Raw genomic sequence first — 24,193 nt, forward strand, 5'->3', positions numbered from 1 at the left:
TGCCTGGCTTGTCCGTGCCGGGCGGCGGCCGGCCTGTCGTGCGGGGGACGTCGGGGTTCAGGCCGTGCCGGTGGCGCCGCCGGCACGGCGTACGGCCTCGTCCAGGGCTTCGGGGGTACGACCGACCAGCGCGCTGCCGTCGTCGAGCAGCAGGATCGGGCGCTGGATCAGCTCCGGCGAGGCGACCATCGCCTCGATCCAACGCGGCTCGGTCGCCGTGTCGCGCGGCCAGTCCGCCATCCCCCGAGAGACCGCCGCCGGCTCCTGGAGCCGGCAGATGTCCCAGGGACGCGCGTCCAGCCGGCGCAACACCTCGACCAGTTCCTCGACGGTCGGCGGCTGGTCGAGGTACGGCCGGACCTGGTAGCCGACGCCGGCCTCGTCCAGGACGGACCGGGCGCAAGCGCTCTTGGAGCAGGCGGGGTTGTTCCAGATCTCCATGCCCGACATGGTGCCAGCCGCCCATCCTGGCACGCCCGCCCCGGTAGCGCCCCACCGGCGCCCGGCGCTCCGGGATGTAGGGGCCTCGGAGCCCCCGGCAGGCCACTACATCCCGCATGTTGCGCGGACTCAGCGGCGAGGACGCCCGCCCGGGGCCGGCCCGTCGGTCAAGCGCCGTGATGTTCCGGCGGGCGTCGACCTGGTCGGCCCGTCGGCCCGTCGGCCCGTCGGTCTGTCCGGGCGGCCGGGAGCGGCCCGAGGCCCGGGAACCGGCCTTCGACCGGGCCACCGCCGCCCGGTGCTCGCCGCGGCCGCGCGTGTCGTGGCCGGAGTGGGCAGTTCCGCACCGGCGTGATACCTCAGAGTCATAAATATGCCGCTGTGTCATCACGCCCGTCGGGCGATCGGTCGGCGCTGGCGTCCCCGACGCCCCTGGCACCCCTGCGCATTGACCACGGTGCTCTTGCAGTCGTGATCCACTCCGTGTCGGCGATGTGGCGGCATCCCGAGCCGGCGGACACCCCCATGTCCCCGACACGGTGTGGATCACCGGGGTGCGTGGTGAGTCGTTGGTGACATGAGCTCCACAGCGCGCCCGCTGGCGGCCATTCCCTCCCCATCGCCCCACACCAGCCCGCCGCGCATCTCGCGGCCGCCCGGACAGCCCGGTGATCAAGGGGTTTTGTGTCATCGCCGGGCCCGGATTCTGACGCAAACCCCTGGATCGCCCCGGCGGACGGGCGGGCGGTGCGGTCGGGTTGCCCGGTGTCGTCTGGGGTGCGGTCGGGGGTGTCTCCATGGCGTCGGGGCCGGCGAGGGCCGGTAGTCCGGGGACGGGCCGTTGTCCGGGAACGGGCCGGTAGGTCCGGAGACGAGCCGTCGTCCGATGACGAGCCGTCGTCCGGGCGACGGGCGGTTGTCCGGGGATGAGCCGCCGTCCGGGGGCGCCCCGTTGGCCGGCGACGGGCCGTTGTCCGGTGGTGGCCGGGTGTCCGGTGGCGTCTTGGTTGTCCGGTGACACCGGGGATGTCTGGATCGGGTTGTCCGGTGGTGTGGGTGGGTGCGGGGTTTCGGGGTTGGTGTGGGGTGGTCGGGGCCACGCTGGGGGTGGAATCGGTGGCGGGTCGGGGTCGTTGAACATGGCATACCCGCGCCACACCCCCCGGGTGCTGGCACGCGGGTGCAGCCCAGCCGGATCGCAGGGCGGAATGCCTACCGGCCGCGGGTCGTTGACCAATCCCCGGACGGGCCGAGCAGGCCCCCGGCCGACGCCCCCGGAATGGCGGGCCGGCCCGGGTCGTTGAACAACCCCGGACGGCCGAAGCAGGCCGCCGATACACCCGGCCTCGGAGCCCCCGGAAATGGCGGGCCTGCCCGGATGGGTTACACCCCCGGTCGCCCGGCGTCGCCCGGAGCGATCCACTGTTTCGCACGACCCTTTCCTCACCGCGCGGCCCACCCATCCCCCTTGGGTGTGCCGTGTTTCCCCCGGATCGAAAGGCTTGTGATCACCATGCGTACCGACATCCTGCGTAAGACCGCCCTGACCGCCGCCGGCCTCGCGTTCACCGGCGGCGCCATCGCCGCCCCCAGCACCGCCGTCTTCGCGGCCGAGAAGCCGACCACCTCGGTGACCACCGACCGCAAGAACGGTGAGCGGGAACTGGGCGTGCGCTACGAGGCCCAGCCGAACTTCTACTACTGCGGCCCCGCCGCCGCCCGCAACGCCCTGTCCGTGCAGGGCAAGAACATCAACATGGACGCCATGGCCGAGGAAATGGGCACCACCGAGGCCGGCACCAACTCCATCAACGACATCACCCCCGTCCTGAACAAGGAAACCGGTAAGGACGTCTACCGCAGCGTCGAGATCCGCGACCGCGCCGCCGACGACAAGCAGACCGACAAGCTGCGCGCCGACGTGGTCAAGGCCGTCGACGAAGGCCGCGCCGTGGTCGCCAACATCGCCGGCACCGCCACCGACACCGACGGCAACACCCACTCCTTCGAAGGCGGGCACTACATCAGCGTCGTCGGCTACCGCGACGGCGGTAACACGGTCACCATCGCCGACTCCGCCAACCCGAACACCGCCAGCTACCGGATGAGCATCGACAACCTCGCCGACTGGATCGCCACCCGCGGCTACGCCGCCTGACACGCGAACAAGCAACACCACGAAGGGCCGACCCCCAACCCGGGGGCCGGCCCTTCGCCGTGTCCGCGTTTCCCGGTATCGGGAGCGGGAACCCGCCGCCCGGGGGAGGAGCCGACCGACCGTACGCCGAGGGGAGTGGTCCGGTGGGGTACCGCAGCGTGGGTACGGTGGCCGCGGTGCGCCGTACGCCCGTGGCCGGCGCGCCGTTGTACTGCGACGCCCGCGAGTACGGCCTGCGGGGCGACGGCGTGACCAACGACCAGCCGGCGCTGGCCGCGCTGGTGGACCGCCTCGGCGCGGGCTATGCGGCCGACGGGCGGGCCCGGGTCATCTACTGCCCACCGGGCACCTACTCGATCCGCGACGCCGGCACGGTCTGGCGCAGCGGGGTGTCGCTGATCGGCGCCGGGCCCGGGGCGACCCGCTTCCTGCTGAGCAACGAGGGGAACCGGGCCGACCCGATGCCGCTGGCGTTCTGGACCACCGTGCAGCACGGCGCAAACCGGGACCGGCACATCGCCGACTGCACCTTCGCCGACTTCGAGATCGACGGCTCGGGGGTGGCCCTGGCGCAGTACGACTACCTCGCCAAGGGGCTCGGCCTGCAGTACGTGGTGCGGGGCATCTTCCGCAACCTCTACATCCACCACACCGGAGCCACCGGGCTCGGCTGCGACTTCCTCCAGGACAGCCTGATCGACGGGGTGGTGGTGGTCGGCTGCGGCCGGCTGGACAACGGTGAGGAGATGGGTGGCGCCGGCATCGGGGTGGGCATCGGCGGCTGGGGCGCGGTGGAGCGGCTCACCATCGCCAACTCCACCGCCCTCGGCAACGGCACCAACGGCATCTTCCTGGAACTCCAGAAGGACTACTGGACGCCCCCGCGCGGCTACCGCATCATCGGCTGCCACAGCGAGGCCAACCGGTTCGGCATCTCCGACTGGGGCGCGGACGGCCTGATCGTGACGGCCTGCACCATGACCGGCAACCTGGAGGCCGGCTTCGACGTGTCGGCCAACGGCACGGCCGGGATCGCCGGTCGCGGCGGCCTGCTCACCGACTGCGTCATCGACGGCAACATCGGCGACGGGGTAAGCATGGGCAACACCCCCGGCCCGTACACGGTCCGGGGCAACCGGATCAGCCGCAACGGCGGCCACGGCTACCGCGAACACGTGCTCGGTGACGGCTACCGCGGCCCGGCCTCGGACGTCGTGATCGACAGCAACGAGATCTGGGAGAACGGCTGCGACGGGATCCGGATCGACCGGCCGATGACCGACCCGACGATCGTCGGCAACCGGATCCGCAACAACGGCCGGCGGTGTGCCCCGGCGGCCTCCGGCGGTGGCGAGTCGGTGTGGTACGGCACCCGGTCCATGATCGACCGCAGCGCCGACTGGACCCAGGACGGGCACCGGGGCAAGGTGCTGCGGGTCGGATCGCGGGCGGCGGTGGTGGCCGGCAACACCGACACCGAACTGGCCCTCGCCGAGATCCGTCCGGACACCGTGACCGCCTGGAACGAGGACACCCCGGGGCCCGGCACCGGGTACGTTCTGCCCGACGCCCCACCGGTGCGGGCCGGAATCACCGTCAACGCCGCTGTGGACTCGGCGATCGTCCGCGGCAACCGGATCTGGGACCGGCGGGACCAGCAGACGCAGACCTACGGGGTGTGGGTCACCGAGCGCGGCCGGTGCGTGGCCTGTCGGGTCGACGACAACGACTTCGCGGGCAACGCCTCGGGTCCGGTGCGGCTGGACACGCCCCTGGACGGCGGCAGCTGGTACCGCAACCACGACGACGGTCACTGACCGCGCCGCGGCGGGCGCCGCTCAGGCCGCGTCGTCGGCCGGCTTCGCCGCGCTGGCCTGCGCGTGCCGGTCCCGCAACCGGGCCCGGATCTCCTCCGGGGTGTACGCGCGCCGCCGCCGCTCCGCCCGGGCGATCACCACGCCGGAGGCCGCGACACCGGCGAGACCCGCGAGCCCGAGCACCTTCCACCACCGCAACCGTCGCCGCATCGGCCTAGGGTAGACGGCCATGAGGGTGCGAATCAGCGGTCCGGCCCACGGTGGCGTGTCGGGCGACGGTGGGGCGCCGGCATGAGTATCAGCCTGGACGAGGCGGTCGAGCTGACCCGTACCGGCGACCTGTGGGTGTTCCGCGGCCGCAGCGTGCCGGACCGGGCCATCCAGTTCACCACCAACAGCCCGGTCAACCACGTCGGCATGGCGGTGGTGCTGGACGACATGCCGCCGCTGATGTGGCACGCCGAGCTCGGCCGGTCGCTGCCGGACCTGTGGTCTGGCACCCACCAGCGCGGCGTGCAGCTGCACGACCTGCGGGACGCGGTCTGCGTCTGGGCGACCCGGTATGGCCAGCGGGCCTGGCTGCGCCAGCTCGACCCGCCCGCGGACGCCGGGATGGAGGACGCGGTGCTGCGTACCGTGGCCCGCCTGGACGGCACGCCCTTCCCGTCCACCGCCCAGCTCGCCTGGCGCTGGTTGCGCGGCCGGGTACCGGCGGTCCGGCTGCCGGCACCCGGGCGCCGAGGCAGCGCCGGCACGCCGGTGCGCGACGGCGCGCTGGAGTCGGCGTACTGCGCGGAGGTCGTCGCGGTGACCTACGAGGCGATGGGGCTGCTCCCCGCCGGGCGGCGACCGAACTGGTACGACCCGGGCCGGTTCTGGAGCGGCGACGACCTCGGCCTGACCGGCGGCGCCCAGCTCGGGGCCGAGATCGAGGTGCGGGTACCGGCGCGTTGAGGTTTGGCCGGCCGGCTGATCGGCAATTGTCAGCGGGGTGAGAGCCTCCACCGACCTGGACACGCTGACCGACTTCTTCGACCGGTACGGCGTGGCGCTGACCGCCGGCGACGTGCCCGCCATCGCCGGCTGCTACGCCCTGCCGGGGCTGGTGGTCGCCGACACGTACAGCTTCTCGTTCACCTCGCCGGCGGCGGTCGCACTGTCCTTCGTGGGCGCCGCGCCGGACTACCGGGAGCGGGAGCTGGTCGCCGCGCACGCCGCCATCGAGGACGTGCAGCCGGTCTCCGCCCTGCTGACCATGGTGGCTGTCGAGTGGGAGTTCCTGGACAGCCAGGGGCGGAAGGTGCCCGGCGAACGGTACCGCTACCTGCTGCGGACCACCGACCGGGGCCCGGTCATCTGCACGGTGGTGCGGACCGCCTGACCGCCGCCGGGTCGCCCGAGCCGGACGCGCCCGGCCGGCCGGCCCTGCCCGGACCGGACGACGGGCCGGGTGGGGGACCGGTTCACGGTCGGCCGGTGGGCACCCAGAACCGCAGCTTGCCGGCGCGCTCGTCGGCGAGCACCCCGCCGTTGCGCTCGATCACCCGCCGGGAGGCGAGATTGTCCACGTCGCAGGTGACCAGCGCCGGGTCGATGGCGAGCCGGTGGGCCACCGGCAGCGCCGCACGCAGCATGGCGGTGGCGTGCCCGCGGCGACGGGCGGTGGGCCGTACGTCGTAGCCGATGTGGCCGCCGACCTCCCGCAGCTGCGGGGTGAGCCGGTGCCGGACGGAGATCCGGCCGAGGTACTCGTCGCCGTCGACCCACCACAGAGTGGTGTCCGGCGCCCAGCCCGCCGGCCGCGGCGTGTCCGGCAGCGCCTGGGCGCGCAGGTCGGCCACGTACCTGGCGAACGCCTCCGGGCGGTGCCAGGTCGCCGCGTACCGGCGGATCTCGGTGCCGACCATGGTGTGGTCCTGCCGGTCGCCCCGGCCCTCGGCCTGGAACTCGGCCATCGCGGCCAGGAAGCTGGCCTGTACCCGTTCGGTGGGCGGCGTCAGCGCGGGCATGTGCCGATCAGACCCGAACCGCCGCCGGTCGGCCAACCGTTTTCGGCGGCGTACCGGCCGGTCGGTCGGATCGCGGACGGCTCCGTTCCACCCGAGCGGGACCGCTGGCTACGCTGGCGAGTCGGCTCCGACGAGGGGGGAACGGATGTCTGTGCGGCCCGCCGGCGGTCCCGGGCGGCACGCCGCATCCCGGGTGCTCGCGTCGGTGCCCTGGGTCATCGTCCTGCTCGGTGTCGGCCTGCTGACCGCGATGCTGGTGGTCGCGCTGGTGGCGTTCCGCGCTCCCGAACGCCGCCCGGTGGCCGAGCCGCCGCCGCCCCAGCCGCTGTCCCTGCCGTCCCTGCCCGCCCTACCGGGACTGGCGCCGGCGTCCCCGCTGCCGGCGACTCCGACCCCGACGTCGGCCACCCCGTCGGCCCAGGCCACCTCGCGACCACCGGTGCCCGCCGGTGCCCGCTCGCCGCGCCCCGCCGACCGGGCCGACGGCGCGCTGACCGCCAGCTACCGGGTGACCGGGAGCGACCGCGACTCCTTCACCGCCCGGCTGGTGGTCGGCAACGGCACCGACGATGCCCGCGAGTGGCGGGTGGAGCTGCTCTTCGGCGGCAACGTGAAGAGCGTCCAGGTCTCCTCCGGAGGCGCCGGGATCGCGGTGACGAGCACCGGCGCCGGCCGGTACACGCTGCGCGGCACCGGCCCGCTGGACCCCGGGCAGAGCCGGACGCTCGGGCTGCGGTTCACCCGCCACGGCACCGGTGACCGCCCGGGAAGCTGCACGGTGAACGGCGCCGACTGCGTCATCGGCTGAGCGGTGGACCCGGCCGGCACGGGGCCGGGCCCCCGCCGCCGCCGCGCCGCCGACCGTTACGCTTCCGACGACCGCTGGAGGGATGAGATGTCCGGCACCGGCCGAGCACCGAACAAGTCGTACGGCACGACCGCCGTCGCGTCCTCGCCCTGGATCGTGGTGTCGATCGGCGTGGCCGTGATGGTGGTGCTGCTGGTCGTCGCGCTCGGGGCGTACCGGGGGCGCAGTCCCGACTTCGACGCGCAGCCCGGCCCGCCGCCGCCCACGGTCGCCCTGCCCGAGCTGCCCCTGCCGCCGACCGCCTCCGCCTCGCCGACGTCGTCCGCGCGGGCGACGCGTACGCCGGCGGAGCGCACCGTGAGCCCGTCCACCCGGCCCGCACCGAGTCGGAGCAGCCGCGCTCCCTCGCCCACCGGCGGTGGGGGCGACGCCCCGCTGGCCGTGCCGCCGTCGTCGCCGCTGAGCGGCCGCTACCGGGTGGTGAACTCGTTCCACGGCGGGTTCATCGGCGAGGTGCTGATCCGCAACTCCTCGTCGACCGGACGGGACTGGACGGCCCGGCTGGTCTTCCCAGGCGGGCGGTTGGACAGCGCCTGGCTGGAGGGCGGGCCACAGGGGACGGTGAGCCGCACCGACGACGGCTTCAGCTACCGCAGTGGCCAGGACCTGGCCGGCGGAGCCTCGGTGGCACTGCGGTTCTACGTCGAGGACGCGGACAGTCGGCCGGCGAGCTGCACCGTCGACGGCGTCGCCTGCACCGGCCTCTGACACCACCGCGGCATCTGTACGGCCCGGCGCGGGACAGCGTCGGGCCGTCCTTTTTGCAAGCGCCCTGCTTTGTTGCGACTTGGTTTGCAAGGTATTGCAGAATGTTTCGGCAAGGGCTAGCGTGCGGGCCAATCAGCGACCAGAGGAAGGCCGTCGATGAAACCCCCGCCGATACCGCGCAAGGCCCTGCTCTCCCTCGTCTGCATGCTCGTCGTCGCCCTCGTCGCGGTACCGGTCGCCGTGCGCCAGTTCGACGGCGCCGCCACCGGCCAGGCGGGCACCGACCCGCTCGCCGCCGCCGGCGCGGTGCAGTGGAGCGCCGAACCCTCCGCCGAGGCGCTGCTGCGCGCGGGCACCGACGACGCCCGGGCCGAGCAGTTCTACTTCGTCCTGCCGGACCGGTTCGCCAACGGCGACCGGCGCAACGACCGGGGTGGGCTGGCCGGCGACCGGCTCAGCACCGGCCTCGACCCCGCCGACAAGGGCTTCTACCACGGCGGTGACCTCGAGGGCGTGATGGACCGGCTCGACTACATCCAGGGGCTGGGGACGACGGCGATCTGGCTCGCCCCGGTCTTCAAGAACCGGCCGGTGCAGGCCCGGGGCGACGACGTCTCCGCCGGGTACCACGGCTACTGGATCACCGACTTCACCCAGGTCGACCCGCACTTCGGCACGAACGAGGACCTGAAGCGGCTGGTCAAGCTCGCCCACCAGCGCGGCATCAAGGTCTACCTGGACGTCATCGTCAACCACACCGCCGACGTCATCCGCTACGGCGAGTCCGCCACCTACGTGGACAAGGCGACCGCGCCGTACCGGGACGCGCAGGGGCGTGCCTTCGAGGATCGCAACTACGCCGACGGCAGCCGCGACTTCCCGCCGGTGAACGCGCAGTCCTTCCCGTACCCGCCGACGTTCGCCAACCCGGCGGACGCGAAGGTCAAGGTGCCGGCGTGGCTGAACGACCCGACGATGTACCACAACCGGGGCGACTCCACCTTCGCCGGTGAGAACAGCGAGTACGGCGACTTCTTCGGCCTGGACGACCTGTGGACCGAGCGTCCCGAGGTGGTGCGCGGGCTCACCGAGGTCTACTCCGACTGGGTGGTGCAGACCGGCGTCGACGGCTTCCGGCTGGACACCGTCAAGCACGCCAACCTGGAGTTCTGGCCGCAGTTCAGCCAGGGCGTCGAGCGGGCCGCCGCCCGCGCCGGCAAGCCGGACTTCTTCATGTTCGGCGAGGTCTACAGCGCCGACCCGGAGATCACCTCGACGTACGTGCGGCGCGGCGGCCTGCCGGCCACCCTCGACTTCGCCTTCCAGGAGGCGGCCCGCGGCTACACCGCCGGCGACGGCTCGGCCAAGGCCCTCGCCGACGTGTACGCCCGCGACGACCTCTACAACTCCCGGGACACCGACGCGGGCCGGCTGACCACCTTCCTCGGCAACCACGACATGGGCCGGATCGGCGGGTTCATCGCCAACGGCGGCACCGACCCGGCCAGCCACCTGCACCGCGACCGGCTCGCCCACGAGCTGATGTTCCTCACCCGCGGCCAGCCGGTGGTCTACTCCGGCGACGAGCAGGGCTTCACCGGCCCGGGCGGCGACAAGGACGCCCGGCAGGACATGTTCGCCTCGCGTACCCCCGACTACCTCGACGACGACCTGCTCGGCACCGACCGCACCCACGCGGTCGACCAGTACGACCCGGCGCACCCGCTCTACCGGGCCATCGCCGAGCTGGGTCGGCTGCGCCAGGCCCACCCGGCGCTGCGCGACGGGGTGCAGGTCACCCGGTACGCCGCCGACGGGCCCGGCGTCTTCGCCTTCTCCCGGATCGACCCGAAGCAGCGCACCGAGTACGTGGTCGCGGTGAACAACGCCGCCACCGAGCAGACTGTCACCGTGGACACCTGGTCGGCCGGTGCCACCTTCACCGGCGTCTACGGCGGATCGGCCGCCCCGGTCGCCGCCGCCGACGGCAAGCTCACCCTGACCGTGCCGCCGCTGTCGGCCGTGGTGCACCGCGCCGGCACGCCGATCGCGCTGACCGACGGCGCGCCCTCGGTCACCATCACCACCCCCGCCCCGGACCAGCCGGTCGCCACCAAGGCCGTGGTCACCGCGCAGGTCACCGGGGACCCGCTGGCCACCGTCACGGTCGCCGCCCGGGTCGCCGGCGGCCGGTGGACCCTGCTCGGCAGCGCCGACCGGGCCCCGTACACGGTGCACCACGACCTGGCCGGGCTGGCCGCGGGCACGACGATCGAGTACAAGGCGGTGGTACGCGACGGCAAGGGGCGGACCGCCACCGCCCGCTCCACCGCCACCGTGGGCACCCCGGGGCAGGCATCCTCGCGGGACTGGGTGGTGGTGCACTACCAGCGCCCGGCGGGCGACTACCCGGACTGGAGCCTGTACGCCTGGGGCGACATCGACCCCGGCTACGTCACCGAGTGGCCCACCGGGCAGCCGTTCGCGGGCACCGACTCGTACGGCCGGTTCGCCTGGGTGAAGCTCAAGCCCGGGGCGAAGTCGGTCGGCTTCCTGGTGGTCGACAAATTCGGCAACAAGGACGTCGAGCAGGACCGCACCATCGACGTGACACAGACCGGTGAGGTGTGGGTCAAGCAGGGTGACCCGACCATCCACCCGAGCCGGGAGGCGGCCACCGGCGAGCCGGACCCGCCGGTCGCCGACGGCACCGCGGTCATCCACTACCGCCGGGCCGACGGCAACTACGACGGCTGGGGCCTGCACCTCTGGGACGGCGCGGCCAACCCGACCGACTGGGCCACCCCGATGCCGCCGACCAGCGTCGACTCGTTCGGCGCGGTGTTCCGGGTGCCGCTGGCGGCCGGCGCCACCGGGCTGAGCTACATCATCCACTCCGGAGACGAGAAGGACCTGCCGGAGGACCAGCGGCTCGACTTCGCCGACGCCGGGCGGGAGGTCTGGCTGCTCGCCGGCGTCCGGGGCCGGCTGCTGCCGTCGACCGCCACCGGCACCGGCCGGGACACCGACATCACCAGGCAGCGGGCGCACTGGATCGACCGGTCCACCGTCGCCTGGCCGACCGGGTCCACCGACGGCAAGGCGTACGCCCTGGTGGCCGCGCCGTCCGGCGGGGTGAGCGTGGTCGACGGCGAGCTGGCCGGCACGTACACCTCGCTGCCGCTGCGGGCGCAGCGCAACGGGCTCACCGAGGCCCAGCGCGCGGCCTTCCCGCACCTGTGGGCCTACCAGAGCTTCACCCTGGACCGGCGGGACCTGGCCAGGGTGCCGGCCGCCCTGCGCGGCCAGCTGCTGGTGACCGAGCGGGACGCCGAGGGCGAGCTGCTCGCCGCCACCGGCGTGCAGCTCCCCGGGGTGCTCGACGACCTCTACGCCCGGGCCACCGACGCCCGCCTCGGCCCCACCTTCTCCGGCGGGGTGCCGACGCTGTCGGTCTGGGCGCCCACCGCCCGCACGGTCTCGCTCCAGCTCTTCGACTCGCCCACCGGGCAGCCGAAGACGGTGGCGATGAGCCGGGACGACCGCACCGGCGTGTGGTCGGTGCGCGGCGCGCGCAACTGGGTCGGGAAGTACTACCGCTACCAGGTCGAGGTGTGGCAGCCGGCGGCCCAGCGGGTGGTCACCGCCGCGGTGACCGACCCGTACTCGCTGGCGCTCGCGCCGAACTCGACGCACAGCCAGCTCGTCGACCTCACCGACCCGAAACTCGCCCCGCCCGGCTGGGCGAAGCTGCGCAAGCCGGCGGCGGTGCCGTCGACCCGGGCGCAGATCTCCGAGCTGTCGGTGCGGGACTTCTCCATCGCCGACACCACCGTGCCGGCGCAGCGGCGCGGCACCTACCTGGCGTTCACCGACCCCGGCACGGCCGGCATGAAGCACCTCAGGTCGCTCGGCGAGGCCGGGGTGACCCACCTGCACCTGCTGCCCGCGTTCGACTTCGCCACCATCCCCGAGCGCCGGGCCGACCAGCGGCAGCCGGCCTGTGACCTGGCCGCGCTGCCGCCGGACTCGGACGAGCAGCAGAAGTGCGTGGCGGCCGTCGCCGACACCGACGGCTACAACTGGGGGTACGACCCGCTGCACTACACGGTCCCCGAGGGCGGCTACGCGGTCGACCCGGCCGGGGCGCAGCGGACCACCGAGTTCCGGCAGATGGTCGCCGGCCTCAACGGCGCCGGCCTGCGGGTGGTGATGGACGTCGTCTACAACCACACCTCGGCCGCCGGCACGGACCCGAAGTCGGTGCTCGACCAGGTGGTGCCCGGCTACTACCACCGGCTGCTGGAGGACGGCACGGTCGCGAACTCGACCTGCTGCGCCAACACCGCCCCGGAGCACGCGATGATGGGCAAGCTGGTGGTGGACTCCCTGGTCACCTGGGCCCGGGCGTACAAGGTGGACGGGTTCCGGTTCGACCTGATGGGGCACCACCCGAAGGCGAACATCGTGGCCGTGCGGCAGGCGCTGGACAAGCTGACCGTGGCCCGCGACGGCGTGGACGGGAAGTCGATCCTGCTCTACGGCGAGGGCTGGAACTTCGGCGAGGTGGCGAACGGCGCCCGCTTCGTGCAGGCCACCCAGGCGAACATGGCCGGCACCGGGATCGGCACCTTCAACGACCGGCTCCGCGACGCGGTGCGCGGCGGCGGGCCGTTCGACGCCAACCCGCGCCAGCAGGGCTTCGCCTCCGGCCTGTTCACCGACCCCAACGGCGACCCGGTGAACGGGTCGGCGGCCGACCAGCGGGTCCGGCTGCTGCACCAGCACGACCTGATCAAGGTGGGGCTGACCGGCAACCTGGCCGGCTACCGGTTCACCAACGCCGCCGGCGAGCGGGTCACCGGCGCCCAGGTCGACTACAACGGCTCGCCCGCCGGCTACACCGCGGCGCCGGGGGAGGCAGTCACCTACGTCGACGCCCACGACAACGAGATCCTGTACGACGCGCTGGCGTACAAGCTGCCGCAGGACACCTCGGCGGCGGACCGGTCCCGGATGCAGGTGCTCGCCTTGAGCACCGTGGTGATGGGACAGGGCACCGGCTTCGTCACCACCGGCACCGAGCGGCTGCGCTCGAAGTCGCTGGACCGCAACTCGTACAACTCGGGGGACTGGTTCAACCAGATCCGGTGGGACTGCGCCCAGGGCAACGGGTTCGGCGCCGGCCTGCCGCCCGCGCAGGACAACCAGGACAAGTGGTCGTACGCCCGGCCGCTGCTGGCCGACCCGGCGCTGGTGCCGGACTGCGCGGCGATCGACACCACCGCCGCCCGGTACGCCGAACTGCTGCGGATCCGGGCGTCCTCGCCGGTGTTCGGGCTGACCACCGCCGAGCAGGTGCAGCGGCGGGTGGCGTTCCCGGTGTCCGGCGCGGCGGAGACCCCGGGCGTGCTGACCATGACGCTGGACGGTCGGGGCCTGGATCCACGGTGGACGTCGGTTACGGTGGTCTTCAACGCCACCGCGGAGACGGCGACGCAGCGGCTGACCGGGCTGCGCGGGGCGGACGTGACGCTGCACCCGGTGCTGCGCACCTCGGCCGACCCGGTGCTGCGGACCGCCTCGTTCGACGCGTCGACCGGCACGTTCACCGTGCCGGCGCGGAGCGTCGCGGTGTTCGTGCAGCGCTAGTGCGCACGGGGTCGGCCCCCTGCCACCTCGGGTGGCAGGGGGCCGACCTTTCCGTCGCTGTTACGGCTGTCGCGTTGCTCAGTCGAAGCAGTCCTCGACGGTGTTGGCGCAGTTGGTGGGGTCGTTGTCGGTGATGGTGGAGTCGTCGTCGAGCTTGACCTTGCCATCGTTGTTGAAGATGCCGCCGGCGATCCCCTTGTGGTTCTTGTCCTTGCCGTTGTCCCAACCGTTGTCCCGGTCGTTGTCCTTCTCGTTGCCGTTGTCGGCCTTGTTCTTGGTGACCTTGGTGTTGGTCAGGGTCACCTTGCCTTCGTTGTTGTAGATGCCGCCGCCGTTCTTGCCGGCGAAGTTCTCCTTGATCTTGGTGTCGCGCAGGACCAGGGTGGCCCCGTCGTCCTCGCGGTCGTCGCGGTCCTTGTGGTTGGACCAGTTGCCGCCGTTGTGCTTGTCCTCGAAGGGCTTGCCGTTGAAGACGCCGCCACCGAAGCGGTTCGCGCTGTTCTCGAGGATCTCGCTGTCGGTGACGGTGGCCGTGGCGCGCTTCTCCTCGTCCTTGTCCTGGCCGTTGGACCAGTGGTTCTTCTTGTCCTTGTCGTCGCTGCTGACGTTGTAGATGCCGCCGCCGTCCTGGTGGGCCTTGTTCTTCTCGATCTTGCTGTTGTCGACCTTCAGGACCGTGTCGACGGCGGCGATGCCGCCGCCGTTCTCGCCGGCGGTGTTGTTCTTGATGAAGGTCCAGCTGACCTCGACGAAGCCGTCGTTGCTGAACAGGCCGCCGCCGTTCTTCTTGGCGGTGTTGCCCTCGATCAGGGTCTTCTCGATCGTGACCGTGCCGGCCTTGTCGTCGTCGCGCTTGTCGCGGTCGTCGTGGCGGCCGCCGCTGTTGTGGTTGTCCTTGCCGTGGTTGTCCTTGTCCTTGTCCTTGTCCTTGTCGCCGTGGCCGTTGGCGACGCCGCCGCCGTTCTTGCCCGCGGTGTTGTTGGTGATGCGCGACTCGGGGCCCTTGCCGTCGTGGGAGCCCTTGACGTCGAGGATGCCGGCGTTGAAGATGGCGCCGCCGTCCTTTCCGGCGTGGTTGTTGTCGAAGGTGCTGCCCTCGGCCTTGACCCGGCCGAAGTTGGCGACGGCACCGCCGTTGTTCTCGGCGCTGTTGAGGAAGAACTTGGTGTTCACCAGGTGGGCCTCGCCGCCGCGTTCGACCAGCAGGCCACCGCCGTCGCCCTCGTGCTCCTTGTCGTCCTTGCGGTCCCGGTCCTTGCCGTCCTTGCCGTTCCAGTCCTTGCCGTCCTTGCCGTCCTTGCCGTCCTTGCCGGACGGCGCCTGGGCGGCCGCCCGCTGCGCGGCCGCCTTCTGGACGGCAGCCTTCAGGGCCTCCGCCAGCTTGGCCTGCGCCGCCTGCTGCGCAGCCGTCTGCTGCCCGGCCGCCGGCTGGGCCGGGGCGGGCGCCGGGGCAGGAGCACCGCCGCCGGTCCCGGACTGGTTGCCGTTGGGCTTGTCCTTGCCGTTGGGCTTGTCCTTGCCGTCGTGCTTGTCCTTGCCGTCGTGCTTGTCCTTGTCGTCGTGCTTGCGGTCCTCGCCGGCGGCGCCGTTACGGACCTCGACGTCCTTGAGGGTCAGGTCGCCGCCGTTGGCGACGCGGAAGATCCGGAAGCCCTCCTCGGCCTCCCGCTTGATCGTCGCGCCGTTGCCCTCGATGGTGATTTCCTGCTTGATCGTCGGCAGGCCCGCCTCGGACTTCTTGTCGTGCTGGTCGAGCTCGTAGGTGCAGTCCTTGGCCAGCTTCAGGGTGCCGCCGTCATCACGGTTGGCCAGGTCGAGGGCCTCGACGAGGGCGTCGTCGTCGCACTCCACCTCCCGCACGTCATCGCGGTCGTCCTTGTCCCTGCCCTTGTCGTCCTTGTCCTTGTCCTTGTGGTCCCGGCCCTTGTCGTCCTTGGCCTCGTCCTTGGCCTCGTCCTTGGCCTTGTCCTTGCCGTCGTCGCTGACCAGCTGGGAGGTCGACCACTTGACGTCGGTCAGCCGGTGCGAGCCGGTCACCCCGGTGGTGGCGTAGGCGACGCCCGCGAGGCTGACCGCTCCCGTGAGGCCAGCAACGCCGGTGACGAGCCAGAGCCGGCGCCGGCGGAACGGTGACGTCTTCTCGCCGGTCGCGTCATTGTTATTGCGAAGGTAGTTGGACATCAGAGCTCTCTGCCCTCTCCTTGTACCCAGACAAGGTCGCTTCGCCGTGGCGAGGCGGCCTTCGCTACAAATCGGTTGTAGCTGCTGAACCACACCGTATGAGAGTGTTCTTCACTATGAGGGCGAATCTGAAGAAACCCCACATTGGGTATAACCGACGCGGACGGCAGGAGCGGGGACACCATGACCGGCTCGGCATGACCGGTACGGAGAACGCGGCCGGTGGCGGAAAGCTCACGGACGCCACCGGCCCGCGACCGGTGGCGGAAAGCTCGCGGCGAAACCGGGGAGGGGCAACGGTGATGATCGGGCACGCCCGACGTAGCGCTGGGCAGGCAGGGCGTGGGAGGGCGAGAGACGCCGACGGGCCCCACCATCGGCGTCCTGACGACGAGATACGTCGCAGACGCCGGCGGTGGGGCCCGCCGTGGTCGTACCTGCGGGATCAGACGGGCAGGCGCGGACCCGCCTCACGCTGCTCGGCCAACCAGGTCTCCACCTCGTCCGCCGCGCGCGGCAGCCCGGCGGAGAGGTTGACCGCGCCGGTGGCGGTGACCAGGACGTCGTCCTCGATCCGCACGCCGATGCCACGCAGCTCCTCGGGAACCAGCTCGTCCTCGGGCTGGAAATAGAGCCCCGGCTCGACGGTGAGCACGTAGCCCTCACCCAGCGTGCCGTCCCGGTACATCTCCTTGCGGGCGTTGGCGCAGTCGTGCACGTCGATCCCGAGCATGTGCCCGAAGCCGTGCAGCGTCCAGCGGCGGTAGACCGTCGACTTCTCGTCCATCGCCTCGTCCACGCTCACCGGCAGCAGGCCCAGGTCGGCCAGGCCCTCGGCGAGCACCCGCATGCAGGTCAGGTGCACGTCGCGGAACTTCACCCCCGGCTTGATGAAGTCGATGCCGGCCTGCTGCGAGGCGTGCACGATGTCGTAGACCTGCCGCTGCAACGCGGTGAACCGGCCGTTGACCGGCAGCACGCGGGTCACGTCGGCGGTGTAGAGGTTGCGGTTCTCCACGCCCATGTCCATCAGCAGCAGCTCACCCGGACGGGTGGCGCCGTTGTTGTGCACCCAGTGCAGGATCGTGGCGTGCTCGCCGCCGCCGACGATCGAGTTGTAGCCGACCTCGTTCCCGTCGTGCCGGGCCCGCAGCGCGAAGACGCCCTCCAGCAGCCGCTCGGAGACGCTCCGGTCGGCCGGCAGCACCCGGGCCACGTCCTCGAAGCCCCGGACGGTGGCGTCGATGGCGTCCTGGAGCTGGGCGATCTCCCACTCGTCCTTGACCAACTTGAGCTCCGAGATGGCGATCGCCAGCTCCCGGTCGCGGGCCGGCTGGCCCTCGGCGCGCGGCCCGTCGTACGGGCGCACGGCCGCATCCACCCGGGCGTCGAAACCGCGCAGCACCCGGGTACGCCCCGGCGCCATGTCGGCCAGCGCGGCCTCCAGCTCGGTCAGGTCGGCGGTCGGCAGGCCCAGCTCGGTCGACTTCTCGGCCAGGGTGTGCCGCCGGCCGACCCACAGCTCGCCGTGCCGGCTGCGGAAGAACTCGTCGGTCTGCCGGGACGACCGGGGCCGCATGTACAGCGTCGCCTCGTGCCCCGAGCCGTTCGGCCGCAGCATCAGCACGCTGTCCGGGTCGTGGTCGCCGGTCAGGTAGGCGAAGTCGCTGCCCGGCCGGAACGGGTGGTCGGTGTCGTTGGCGCGTACCTTCTCACCGCCGGTGGGGATGATCAGCGTTTCGCCCGGGAAGGCCGCGGAGAGCGCGGCCCGGCGCTTGGCGTAGTTCGGCACCTCCGGCCGGGGGCCGACCGGCAGCGTGGTGTCCCGCCAGCCCTGCCGCATGAACGACAGGAACGCCTCCGGAAAGTCCGGGTCGTGCGATTCGGTGCCGTCCGTCGGCTTGCCACCGGTGCGTTCCTCGGTCATGCTCGCTCCCTCCTCGTTGCTGGTCCCGACGGTACCGCGCGACCGGCGGCGCAGGGAGCCGGCGGTGGCCCACCGGAGCCCGTCCTGCCGGGCCGGCCGCGGGCGGGTCCGGTACGGGGCGCGGTCCCGGGCGGCCCGTTACCCGAGGATGCCGCACGTCCCGCCGGGACGCTGGTGTCGGACGCCGCCGCCGGCCGGGCCCCGACGAGAGCCAACGGTGCCGCGACGTCCGCTCCGGTGCCGTGAAAAGATGACCCCCATGTGCGGACTCCTGGCCTTCTTCAGCGCGCGCGGTGACGCCGCGGCCCACCGCGACAACATCGCCGGAGCGTTGGAATGCCTGCACCACCGCGGGCCGGACGAGACCGGTGTCGAGGTGGTCGGCGACGCTTCCGGTCGCTACGCGGACGGCGTGTTCGCCCACAAGCGGCTGGCGATCATCGACGTGGCGCTCAGCCACGAGCCGCTGCCCTACGCCGGCGGGCGCTACCTGCTCACCTTCAACGGCGAGATCTACAACTACATCGAGCTGCGCGAGGAGCTGATCCGCGACTACGGCGCCCAGTTCGCCACCAACGGCGACGGCGAGGTGATCGTCGCCGGCTACCACTACTGGGGTGAGCAGGTGCTCACCCGCCTGCGCGGCATGTTCGCCTTCGTCATCTGGGACCGGCAGGAGCGGCGGGCGTTCGGTGCCCGCGACTACTTCGGCATCAAGCCGCTGCACTACCTGGAGACCGCGGACGGGCTCTACCTCGCCTCGGAGAAGAAGGCGCTGCTGCCGTTCGCGCACTCCAACTACTCGGGTGACGCCGGTATCGACACCGCCAACCTCAGCCACTACCTGACCCTGCAGTACGTCCCGGAGCCGGGCACCCTGCACAAGGGGATCAACCGGATCGGCTCCGGGGAGTACCTGACCTGGACCCCGGGCGGGCGGATCGACGTACGCCGGTGGTACCGGCCGGTGTTCCGGCCCGCGCCGGTCGACGACGAGCAGAAGCTCTACCACGAGATCCGGGAGACGCTGCGGGAGAGCGTCCGGATGCACATGCGCTCGGACGTGCCGGTCGGCTCGTTCCTGTCCAGCGGCATCGACTCCACCGCCGTGGTGGCGCTGGCCCGCGAGTTCAACCCGAACATCCTCACCTTCACCGTCGGCTACGACGTGCCCGGCTACTCCGAGATCGACGTGGCCCAGGACTCGGCCCGCCACCTCGATGTGACCACCATCCCGACCAAGATCGGGCCGCAGGACATGATCGAGGCGCTGCCGAAGATCGTCTGGCACCTGGACGACCCGGTCGCCGATCCGGCGCTGGTGCCGCTCTACTTCGTGGCGAAGAAGGCCGCCGAGCACGTCACGGTGGTGCTCTCCGGTGAGGGCGCCGACGAGTTCTTCGGCGGCTACACGATCTACCGCGAACCGCTCTCGCTGAGCAGCGTCAACGGCCTGCCGGGCGGCGTGCAGAAGGGGCTGCGGGCGGTCTCCAAGGCGATCCCGCAGGGGGTCAAGGGCAAGAGCTTCCTGGAGCGCGGCACCACCCCGATCGAGCAGCGCTACTACGGCAACGCCCGGATGTTCACCGAGGAGGAGAAGCAGCACCTGCTGCGCCGCTACGACCCCTCGGTGCGCTACACCGACGTCACCGCGCCGATCTACGCCGAGTGCACCGAGCTGGACGACGTCACCAAGATGCAGTACGTCGACCTCTACACCTGGCTGCGCGGCGACATCCTGGTCAAGGCCGACCGGATCTCGATGGCCCACTCGCTGGAGGTCCGGGTGCCCTTCCTGGACCGGGAGGTCTTCGACGTGGCGGCCAAGATCCCGGTCGACCTCAAGCTGCCGCCGCGCTCCGACGCCACCAAGTACGCCATGCGCCAGGCGCTGCAGGGCGTCGTGCCGCCGGCCATCGTCAACCGCAAGAAGCTCGGCTTCCCGACCCCGACCCGGGTCTGGCTGCGCGGCGAGATGTACGAGTGGGCCCGGCACGTGCTGGCCACCTCCGGCGCCGGCGACCTGCTCGACCTGTCGTACGCGCTGCGGCTGCTCGAGGAGCACAAGCGCGAGGAGGCGGACCACTCCCGCAAGGTGTGGACGGTGCTGATCTTCTGCGTCTGGCACGCCATCTTCGTCGCCAAGACCCTCGACCCGGGCATCCAGCGCAACCAGTCCGCCCTGCTCACCAAGCCCGTCGTCGGCTCCATGGTCCGCTGACCCACCCACTCACCCGGCCGGGGCGGGCCGGAGCCCCAACGTGGATCAAGAGGTTTGCGTCGCCGGAACGGATCCGGACGACGCAAACCTCTTGATCATTTCGGGGTGGGGAAGGGGGTCAGCGGCCGGTGCAGGTGACGGTGGGCAGGGTGTTGGTACCGGTGGTGTTGGCCAGGAAGCCGAAGGTCGTGGTGCCCTCGGGGGCGATCGTGCCGTTCCAGGAGACGTTGCTCGCCGTCACCGACGTCCCGGACGTGGCGTGCGACGCGTTCCAGATCTGACTGATCGACTGGCCGCTGGGCCAGGTCCAGGTGGCCGTCCATCCGGACCAGGTCGCGTTGGTGTGGTTCATGATCATGACCTCGCCCTGGAATCCGCCCTGCCAGGAGTTGACCACCTTGTAGACCGCCATGCAGTCGCCGGTGGGCGGCGGCGTGGTCGGGTCCGGCGGGGGAGTGGTCGGGTCCGGCGGCGGGGTGGTCGGGTCCGGCGGCAGCGTGCCGCCCGGGCCGACCCCGGTGACCTCACCGTTGCCGCCGTCGAAGGTAACGTCCGAGCAGCCGAAGAAGTTCTCCTGGCTGTCCGAGCGGACCCAGCGCGAGTAGATGATGTGCCGCCCGCTCTTGCCGGTCGGCAGGTTGCCGCTGAAGTAGTAGTGCCCGTCGTTGGTGCCGACCGCGCCGCGCTGCGGCGGGTTGGTCACCGTGAGGAACGGCTGCTCCTCCAGGTCGCTCCAGGCCAACGGCCGGGTCGGGCTCCAGCTGTCCTTGGTCACGTAGAAGTAGAACGTGCCCGGGTGGTGGGCCCAGTTGCTGTACCGGAACTCCATCCGCGCCCCGGCGGTCAGGTGGGTCAGCGGCCAGTCCGTACGGGCCAGGTCGTAGCCGCGGAAACCGGTGTTGCCACCGCTGCACAGCTGCCCGTCCGGGATGAAGCCGACGGTGCGGCCGCCCGCGTCGGAGCGGAGCACGCTGAACCAGTTGTAGAGCGAGTTGGCGCCGCTCTGCGCGACCGCGGCGGAGCAGGCGGGGTTGTTCGGCCGGATCTCACCGGTGGCGGTGAGCCCGTCCTTCCAGCACAGGAACGTCCGGCTGCCCGGGGTCATCGCGGCGCCGTGCGCGGCCGCCGGATCGGGGCCGCTGACCAGCGCGACGGCCCCCACGAGGAGGGTCGCGGCCGCGGTGAGCAACGCGGCCGTACGGGAACGGTGGGACACGGGTTCTCCTGACTCGCGGGGCGTGCCGCCCGAGCCGCCCCGCCGGAAGCGCGTGGGGTTGGCGGCCCCACGGCGACGAGCGGATACGACGATCGCGGCGACGACCCCGGCGGGACGCGCGCCGCGACGGCCCGCACTGCGGGCCGGTGCCCTCGCGGAAAGAACCCGGCAGCCGTCGGCGCGCAGCCCACGCGCCGCCCGGCAAGCGTCATCCCACCACGTGCCGGAGCCGGACGCAATAGCCGTCTCTCGATGTGTCAGACGGCCCGGCGCGACCGTCAGCCCGGCGTGGCGGGGGCGTACCGCTCGACCAGGTGCTCCCGGCCGGCCGGCGGCTCGTAGGGCTCCGGCCAGAACTCGGTGATGCCGGCGATCCGGCCGGCGTCGTCCAGGTCGAAGAAGCTCACCGCGGGCTGGTCGGCGCCGTCGACCGTGCAGGTGATCCAGGTGGCCGCCCGCGGGCCGGCGCCGGCCACCCGGGTCACCGTGACGTGCCAGTCGCCCGGGTATTCCTGGTTGAACCGGAGGAAGGCGGACCGGCCGCGGATCCGTTCCCGGGTCTGCGGCAGGTGGTAGACCACCTCGTCGGCGACCAGCGCAGCGACCCGCGGCCAGTCCCGCGCCTCGCACGCGTCCCAGTACGCCAATACCGTGTCTTCTGCGGTCGTCATGCCGCGCACTGTGCCAGCCTGGTGCGACAAGATCTCCCCAGGAGCGTCGACGGGTGCGGACGGTTCCCGGCGGACGGCGCGACCGGTAACGACGGAAGGACCGTGATGGGATACGCGGTGGTGCTCGGCGAGGCACTGGTCGACCTGCTCGACGCCGAGCGCGACGGGGAGCCGGTCTACCGGCAGGCGATCGGCGGCGGGCCGCTGAACGTCGCGGTCGGCGTGGCCCGGCTCGGCGGCGAGGTGCAGTTCGTCGGGTCGCTCGGCGACGACGTGCTGGCCGGCCGGATCCGCGCCTTCCTCGCCGACGTCGGGGTCGGCCTGGCCGGCGCGGTCACCGTGCCCGCCCCGACCGCGCTGGCGGTGGCCACCTTCGCCGGGCCCGAACCCGACTTCCGCTTCTACGGCGAGCCGCCCTCGTACGGGCTGCTCACCGCCGACGACCTGGACGCGGACCTGGTCGCCGGGGCCGACGTGCTCTACTGCGGCTCGATCGTGTTGCTCCAGCCGGCGGTGCTGGCCGCCGCCCGCCGGGCCTGGTCGCTCGCCACCGGGCTGCGGGTCTTCGACCCGAACGTGCGGCCCCGGCTGCTGGACGGCCCGGCCGCGCTGGCCGGGCTGCGCGAGGTGGTGGCCGAGTTCGCCGCCGGGGCCCACCTGGTCAAGCTCAGCACCGCCGACGCCGCGCTGCTCTATCCCGGCGAGCCGGTCGAGGGGGTGGCGGCCTACCTGCGGGAACTGGGCGCGGCCACCGCCGTGGTCACGCTCGGCGCGGCCGGCGCGGTGGTCGCCGCCGCCGGTGCCGACCCGGTACGCGTGCCCGCGCCCAAGGTTCGCGCGGTGGACGCCACCGGCGCCGGCGACTCGGTGATGGCGGCGCTCGTCGCCGACCTGCTGGTCGACGGGGAGCCGGTCGAGCCGGCCGGCTGGCACGAGCGGGTGGCGTTCGCGCTGCGCGTCGCCGGGCTGGTCTGCGAGTCGGCCGGCGGGGCCACCGCGATGCCGACCCGCGCGGAGGTGATCCGCCGCTTCACCGGCTGACCCGGCCAGCCACCGGTCGGCGGGGCGATTCCGGTGACGGGTCAGCTGGTGCCGTCAAGTTCGGCGTAGCCGCGGCGGGCGGCGGCCAGCGCCGGGCGGGCGCCGAACGGTGCCTCGGCGGCCACCCGCTCGGGCGGCGCGCCGCCGGTGTGCCCGGCCCGGATCAGCCACGCCAGTTCGACCAGCTGGGCATGCTGGGCGCGGACGAACTCGGTGTCGACCGGATCGCCGTGCCCGGGAACCACCACGGTCGACGGGGTGGTCAGCCGGAGCAGCTCGGCGACCGCGTCCGGCCACTGCAACGGGTACGAGTCCTCGAACGCCGGCGGGCCGCTCTGCTCGACCAGGTCGCCGGCGACCAGCACGTCGGCGTCGGGCAGGTGCACCAGCAGGTCGGCGTCGGTGTGGCCGCGACCTGGATGGCGCAGCACCACCTCTCGCCCGCCCACGTCGAGGGTGGCCTCGGTGTGCACGGTGTGCGTGGGCGCGAGCAGTGCCGCGTCGACCAGCTCCTCGGCGAGCGCCGGGTGCTCGTCGCGGATCTCCTCGTACGCCTCCCGGCGCAGCCGGTCCGGACGCTCGCGCAGCGCCTCGGCGGCCAGCGCGTGCGCGTACACCGGGCGGGGCGGGTCGGCGGCGAGCGTGGCGTTGCCGAAGCAGTGGTCGAAGTGGTGGTGGGTGTTCACCACCGTCCACGGGTGCGGGGTGACAGCCCGGGCCGCGGCGGCCAGCTCGGCCGCCTGCCCGGCGGTGGAGAGCGTGTCCACCAGCAGGGCGGCGCCGTCGCCGACGACCAGCGTGACGTTCACCCGCAGCAGTGGCTCGCGGTAGACGTGCACCCCGTCGGCGATCTCGACGAACCGGCCGGTCATGACGCCCGGGACGCGCGTTCCACGAAGCGCTGCCGGTCGACCAGCACCCGCTCCACCCGACCCTCGGCCACCGGCTCGCCGCCGTCGGTGACGCTGACCTCGAACAGCAGCCGGCGACCGTCGACCTTGGCCAGTCGGGCCTGGGCCACCACCGTACGGCCGACCGGCGTCGCGGCCAGGTGCTCCAGCTCGACCCGCACCCCGACGGTGGTCGACCCGGGCTGGATCCGGGTCGCCGTGGCGGCCACCGTGGCCGCCTCGGCCAGCGCGAGCACCCGGGGCGTGCCGAGCACCGGCACGTCCCCGGAGCCGACCGCGTGGGCGGTGTCGGCGTCGGTGACGGTCAACTCCACCCGGGCGGTCAGCCCCGGCGTGACGGCGTGCTCCGGCTGTTCCTGCATGGACAAAGCC

General features: G+C 72.5%; 18 protein-coding genes. 9 read left to right on the forward strand and 9 right to left on the reverse strand.

What is annotated here, in order from left to right:
* Positions 1 to 57: 57 nt before the first annotated feature.
* On the reverse strand, positions 58 to 441 hold the full coding sequence (locus GA0070609_RS06345) for an ArsC/Spx/MgsR family protein (protein WP_088992936.1): 384 nt from the start codon (positions 439 to 441) through the stop codon (positions 58 to 60).
* Between the two features lie 1,513 nt (positions 442 to 1,954).
* On the opposite strand from GA0070609_RS06345, the gene GA0070609_RS06350 reads away from it, so the two are divergent.
* Positions 1,955 to 2,599 carry a C39 family peptidase gene (locus tag GA0070609_RS06350; RefSeq protein ID WP_088997534.1) on the forward strand — a complete coding sequence of 215 codons (645 nt, stop codon included), beginning with the start codon at positions 1,955 to 1,957 and terminating at the stop codon, positions 2,597 to 2,599.
* 143 nt (positions 2,600 to 2,742) lie between these two features.
* On the forward strand, positions 2,743 to 4,416 hold the full coding sequence (locus tag GA0070609_RS06355; protein ID WP_088992937.1) for a right-handed parallel beta-helix repeat-containing protein: 1,674 nt from the start codon (positions 2,743 to 2,745) through the stop codon (positions 4,414 to 4,416).
* Positions 4,417 to 4,437: 21 nt separating this feature from the next.
* Here the strand turns inward: GA0070609_RS06355 and GA0070609_RS06360 are convergent, their stop codons facing one another.
* Positions 4,438 to 4,626 (reverse strand): hypothetical protein, encoded by a 189-nt coding sequence (locus GA0070609_RS06360; RefSeq protein WP_088992938.1) that lies wholly within the window; start codon positions 4,624 to 4,626, stop codon positions 4,438 to 4,440.
* Between the two features lie 81 nt (positions 4,627 to 4,707).
* Here GA0070609_RS06360 and GA0070609_RS06365 point away from each other — a divergent pair, with 81 nt between their 5' ends.
* Both GA0070609_RS06365 and GA0070609_RS06370 read left to right on the forward strand, forming a co-directional pair.
* A complete protein-coding gene (locus tag GA0070609_RS06365) occupies positions 4,708 to 5,370 on the forward strand; it encodes a hypothetical protein (protein WP_088992939.1) in 663 nt (220 codons plus the stop codon).
* A gap of 37 nt (positions 5,371 to 5,407) precedes the next feature.
* Positions 5,408 to 5,797 carry a hypothetical protein gene (locus tag GA0070609_RS06370; RefSeq protein WP_088992940.1) on the forward strand — a complete coding sequence of 130 codons (390 nt, stop codon included), beginning with the start codon at positions 5,408 to 5,410 and terminating at the stop codon, positions 5,795 to 5,797.
* Between the two features lie 82 nt (positions 5,798 to 5,879).
* On the opposite strand, the gene GA0070609_RS06375 is transcribed toward GA0070609_RS06370, so the two are convergent.
* Positions 5,880 to 6,425: a GNAT family N-acetyltransferase gene (locus GA0070609_RS06375; RefSeq protein ID WP_088992941.1), complete on the reverse strand. Its 546-nt coding sequence runs from the start codon at positions 6,423 to 6,425 to the stop codon at positions 5,880 to 5,882.
* Positions 6,426 to 6,570: 145 nt separating this feature from the next.
* Between GA0070609_RS06375 and GA0070609_RS06380 the strand changes: the two genes are divergently transcribed.
* From GA0070609_RS06380 to pulA, 3 genes are all read left to right on the forward strand, one after another.
* Complete coding sequence (locus tag GA0070609_RS06380; protein WP_157748067.1) at positions 6,571 to 7,233, forward strand: cellulose binding domain-containing protein; 663 nt, start codon at positions 6,571 to 6,573, stop codon at positions 7,231 to 7,233.
* 87 nt (positions 7,234 to 7,320) lie between these two features.
* The gene (locus GA0070609_RS06385; RefSeq protein ID WP_088992943.1) at positions 7,321 to 8,001 is read left to right on the forward strand and encodes a cellulose binding domain-containing protein; all 681 of its coding nucleotides are present in this window, start codon (positions 7,321 to 7,323) and stop codon (positions 7,999 to 8,001) included.
* Between the two features lie 156 nt (positions 8,002 to 8,157).
* Positions 8,158 to 13,653 carry a pullulanase-type alpha-1,6-glucosidase gene (pulA, locus tag GA0070609_RS06390; protein ID WP_088992944.1) on the forward strand — a complete coding sequence of 1,832 codons (5,496 nt, stop codon included), beginning with the start codon at positions 8,158 to 8,160 and terminating at the stop codon, positions 13,651 to 13,653.
* A 78-nt stretch (positions 13,654 to 13,731) separates the two neighbouring features.
* Here the strand turns inward: pulA and GA0070609_RS06395 are convergent, their stop codons facing one another.
* Both GA0070609_RS06395 and GA0070609_RS06400 read right to left on the reverse strand, forming a co-directional pair.
* Entirely contained in the window at positions 13,732 to 15,834 is a 2,103-nt protein-coding gene (locus tag GA0070609_RS06395; RefSeq protein WP_157748068.1) for a hypothetical protein, read from the reverse strand.
* Positions 15,835 to 16,279: 445 nt separating this feature from the next.
* A complete protein-coding gene (locus tag GA0070609_RS06400; RefSeq protein WP_088992946.1) occupies positions 16,280 to 17,761 on the reverse strand; it encodes an aminopeptidase P family protein in 1,482 nt (493 codons plus the stop codon).
* 259 nt (positions 17,762 to 18,020) lie between these two features.
* On the opposite strand from GA0070609_RS06400, the gene asnB reads away from it, so the two are divergent.
* Positions 18,021 to 19,982: an asparagine synthase (glutamine-hydrolyzing) gene (gene asnB, locus GA0070609_RS06405; protein ID WP_088992947.1), complete on the forward strand. Its 1,962-nt coding sequence runs from the start codon at positions 18,021 to 18,023 to the stop codon at positions 19,980 to 19,982.
* Between the two features lie 118 nt (positions 19,983 to 20,100).
* On the opposite strand, the gene GA0070609_RS06410 is transcribed toward asnB, so the two are convergent.
* Together GA0070609_RS06410 and GA0070609_RS06415 are read right to left on the reverse strand one after the other, a co-directional pair.
* A complete protein-coding gene (locus GA0070609_RS06410) occupies positions 20,101 to 21,198 on the reverse strand; it encodes a lytic polysaccharide monooxygenase (protein ID WP_088992948.1) in 1,098 nt (365 codons plus the stop codon).
* Between the two features lie 278 nt (positions 21,199 to 21,476).
* A complete protein-coding gene (locus tag GA0070609_RS06415; protein WP_088992949.1) occupies positions 21,477 to 21,869 on the reverse strand; it encodes a nuclear transport factor 2 family protein in 393 nt (130 codons plus the stop codon).
* Positions 21,870 to 21,974: 105 nt separating this feature from the next.
* On the opposite strand from GA0070609_RS06415, the gene GA0070609_RS06420 reads away from it, so the two are divergent.
* The gene (locus GA0070609_RS06420; RefSeq protein ID WP_088992950.1) at positions 21,975 to 22,910 is read left to right on the forward strand and encodes a PfkB family carbohydrate kinase; all 936 of its coding nucleotides are present in this window, start codon (positions 21,975 to 21,977) and stop codon (positions 22,908 to 22,910) included.
* Between the two features lie 41 nt (positions 22,911 to 22,951).
* On the opposite strand, the gene GA0070609_RS06425 is transcribed toward GA0070609_RS06420, so the two are convergent.
* On the reverse strand, positions 22,952 to 23,782 hold the full coding sequence (locus GA0070609_RS06425; protein WP_088992951.1) for an MBL fold metallo-hydrolase: 831 nt from the start codon (positions 23,780 to 23,782) through the stop codon (positions 22,952 to 22,954).
* Positions 23,779 to 24,183 (reverse strand): thioesterase family protein, encoded by a 405-nt coding sequence (locus GA0070609_RS06430; protein WP_088992952.1) that lies wholly within the window; start codon positions 24,181 to 24,183, stop codon positions 23,779 to 23,781. The genes GA0070609_RS06425 and GA0070609_RS06430 overlap by 4 nt, the downstream gene beginning before the upstream one ends.
* Between the last annotated feature and the right edge of the window lie 10 nt (positions 24,184 to 24,193).

This window comes from Micromonospora echinaurantiaca, from assembly GCF_900090235.1.
Lineage (GTDB): Bacteria > Actinomycetota > Actinomycetes > Mycobacteriales > Micromonosporaceae > Micromonospora > Micromonospora echinaurantiaca.

Coding starts and splice junctions, on each gene's coding strand:
- GA0070609_RS06425 (WP_088992951.1), bottom strand. CDS start 23,782: ATGACCGGCCGGTTCGTCGAGATCGCCGACGGGGTGCACGTCTACCGC.
- GA0070609_RS06415 (WP_088992949.1), bottom strand. CDS start 21,869: ATGACGACCGCAGAAGACACGGTATTGGCGTACTGGGACGCGTGCGAG.
- GA0070609_RS06345 (WP_088992936.1), bottom strand. CDS start 441: ATGGAGATCTGGAACAACCCCGCCTGCTCCAAGAGCGCTTGCGCCCGG.
- GA0070609_RS06400 (WP_088992946.1), bottom strand. CDS start 17,761: ATGACCGAGGAACGCACCGGTGGCAAGCCGACGGACGGCACCGAATCG.
- GA0070609_RS06395 (WP_157748068.1), bottom strand. CDS start 15,834: ATGTCCAACTACCTTCGCAATAACAATGACGCGACCGGCGAGAAGACG.
- GA0070609_RS06365 (WP_088992939.1), top strand. CDS start 4,708: ATGAGTATCAGCCTGGACGAGGCGGTCGAGCTGACCCGTACCGGCGAC.
- GA0070609_RS06420 (WP_088992950.1), top strand. CDS start 21,975: ATGGGATACGCGGTGGTGCTCGGCGAGGCACTGGTCGACCTGCTCGAC.
- pulA (WP_088992944.1), top strand. CDS start 8,158: ATGAAACCCCCGCCGATACCGCGCAAGGCCCTGCTCTCCCTCGTCTGC.
- GA0070609_RS06375 (WP_088992941.1), bottom strand. CDS start 6,425: ATGCCCGCGCTGACGCCGCCCACCGAACGGGTACAGGCCAGCTTCCTG.
- GA0070609_RS06360 (WP_088992938.1), bottom strand. CDS start 4,626: ATGCGGCGACGGTTGCGGTGGTGGAAGGTGCTCGGGCTCGCGGGTCTC.
- GA0070609_RS06385 (WP_088992943.1), top strand. CDS start 7,321: ATGTCCGGCACCGGCCGAGCACCGAACAAGTCGTACGGCACGACCGCC.
- GA0070609_RS06350 (WP_088997534.1), top strand. CDS start 1,955: ATGCGTACCGACATCCTGCGTAAGACCGCCCTGACCGCCGCCGGCCTC.
- GA0070609_RS06380 (WP_157748067.1), top strand. CDS start 6,571: ATGTCTGTGCGGCCCGCCGGCGGTCCCGGGCGGCACGCCGCATCCCGG.
- asnB (WP_088992947.1), top strand. CDS start 18,021: ATGTGCGGACTCCTGGCCTTCTTCAGCGCGCGCGGTGACGCCGCGGCC.
- GA0070609_RS06430 (WP_088992952.1), bottom strand. CDS start 24,183: ATGCAGGAACAGCCGGAGCACGCCGTCACGCCGGGGCTGACCGCCCGG.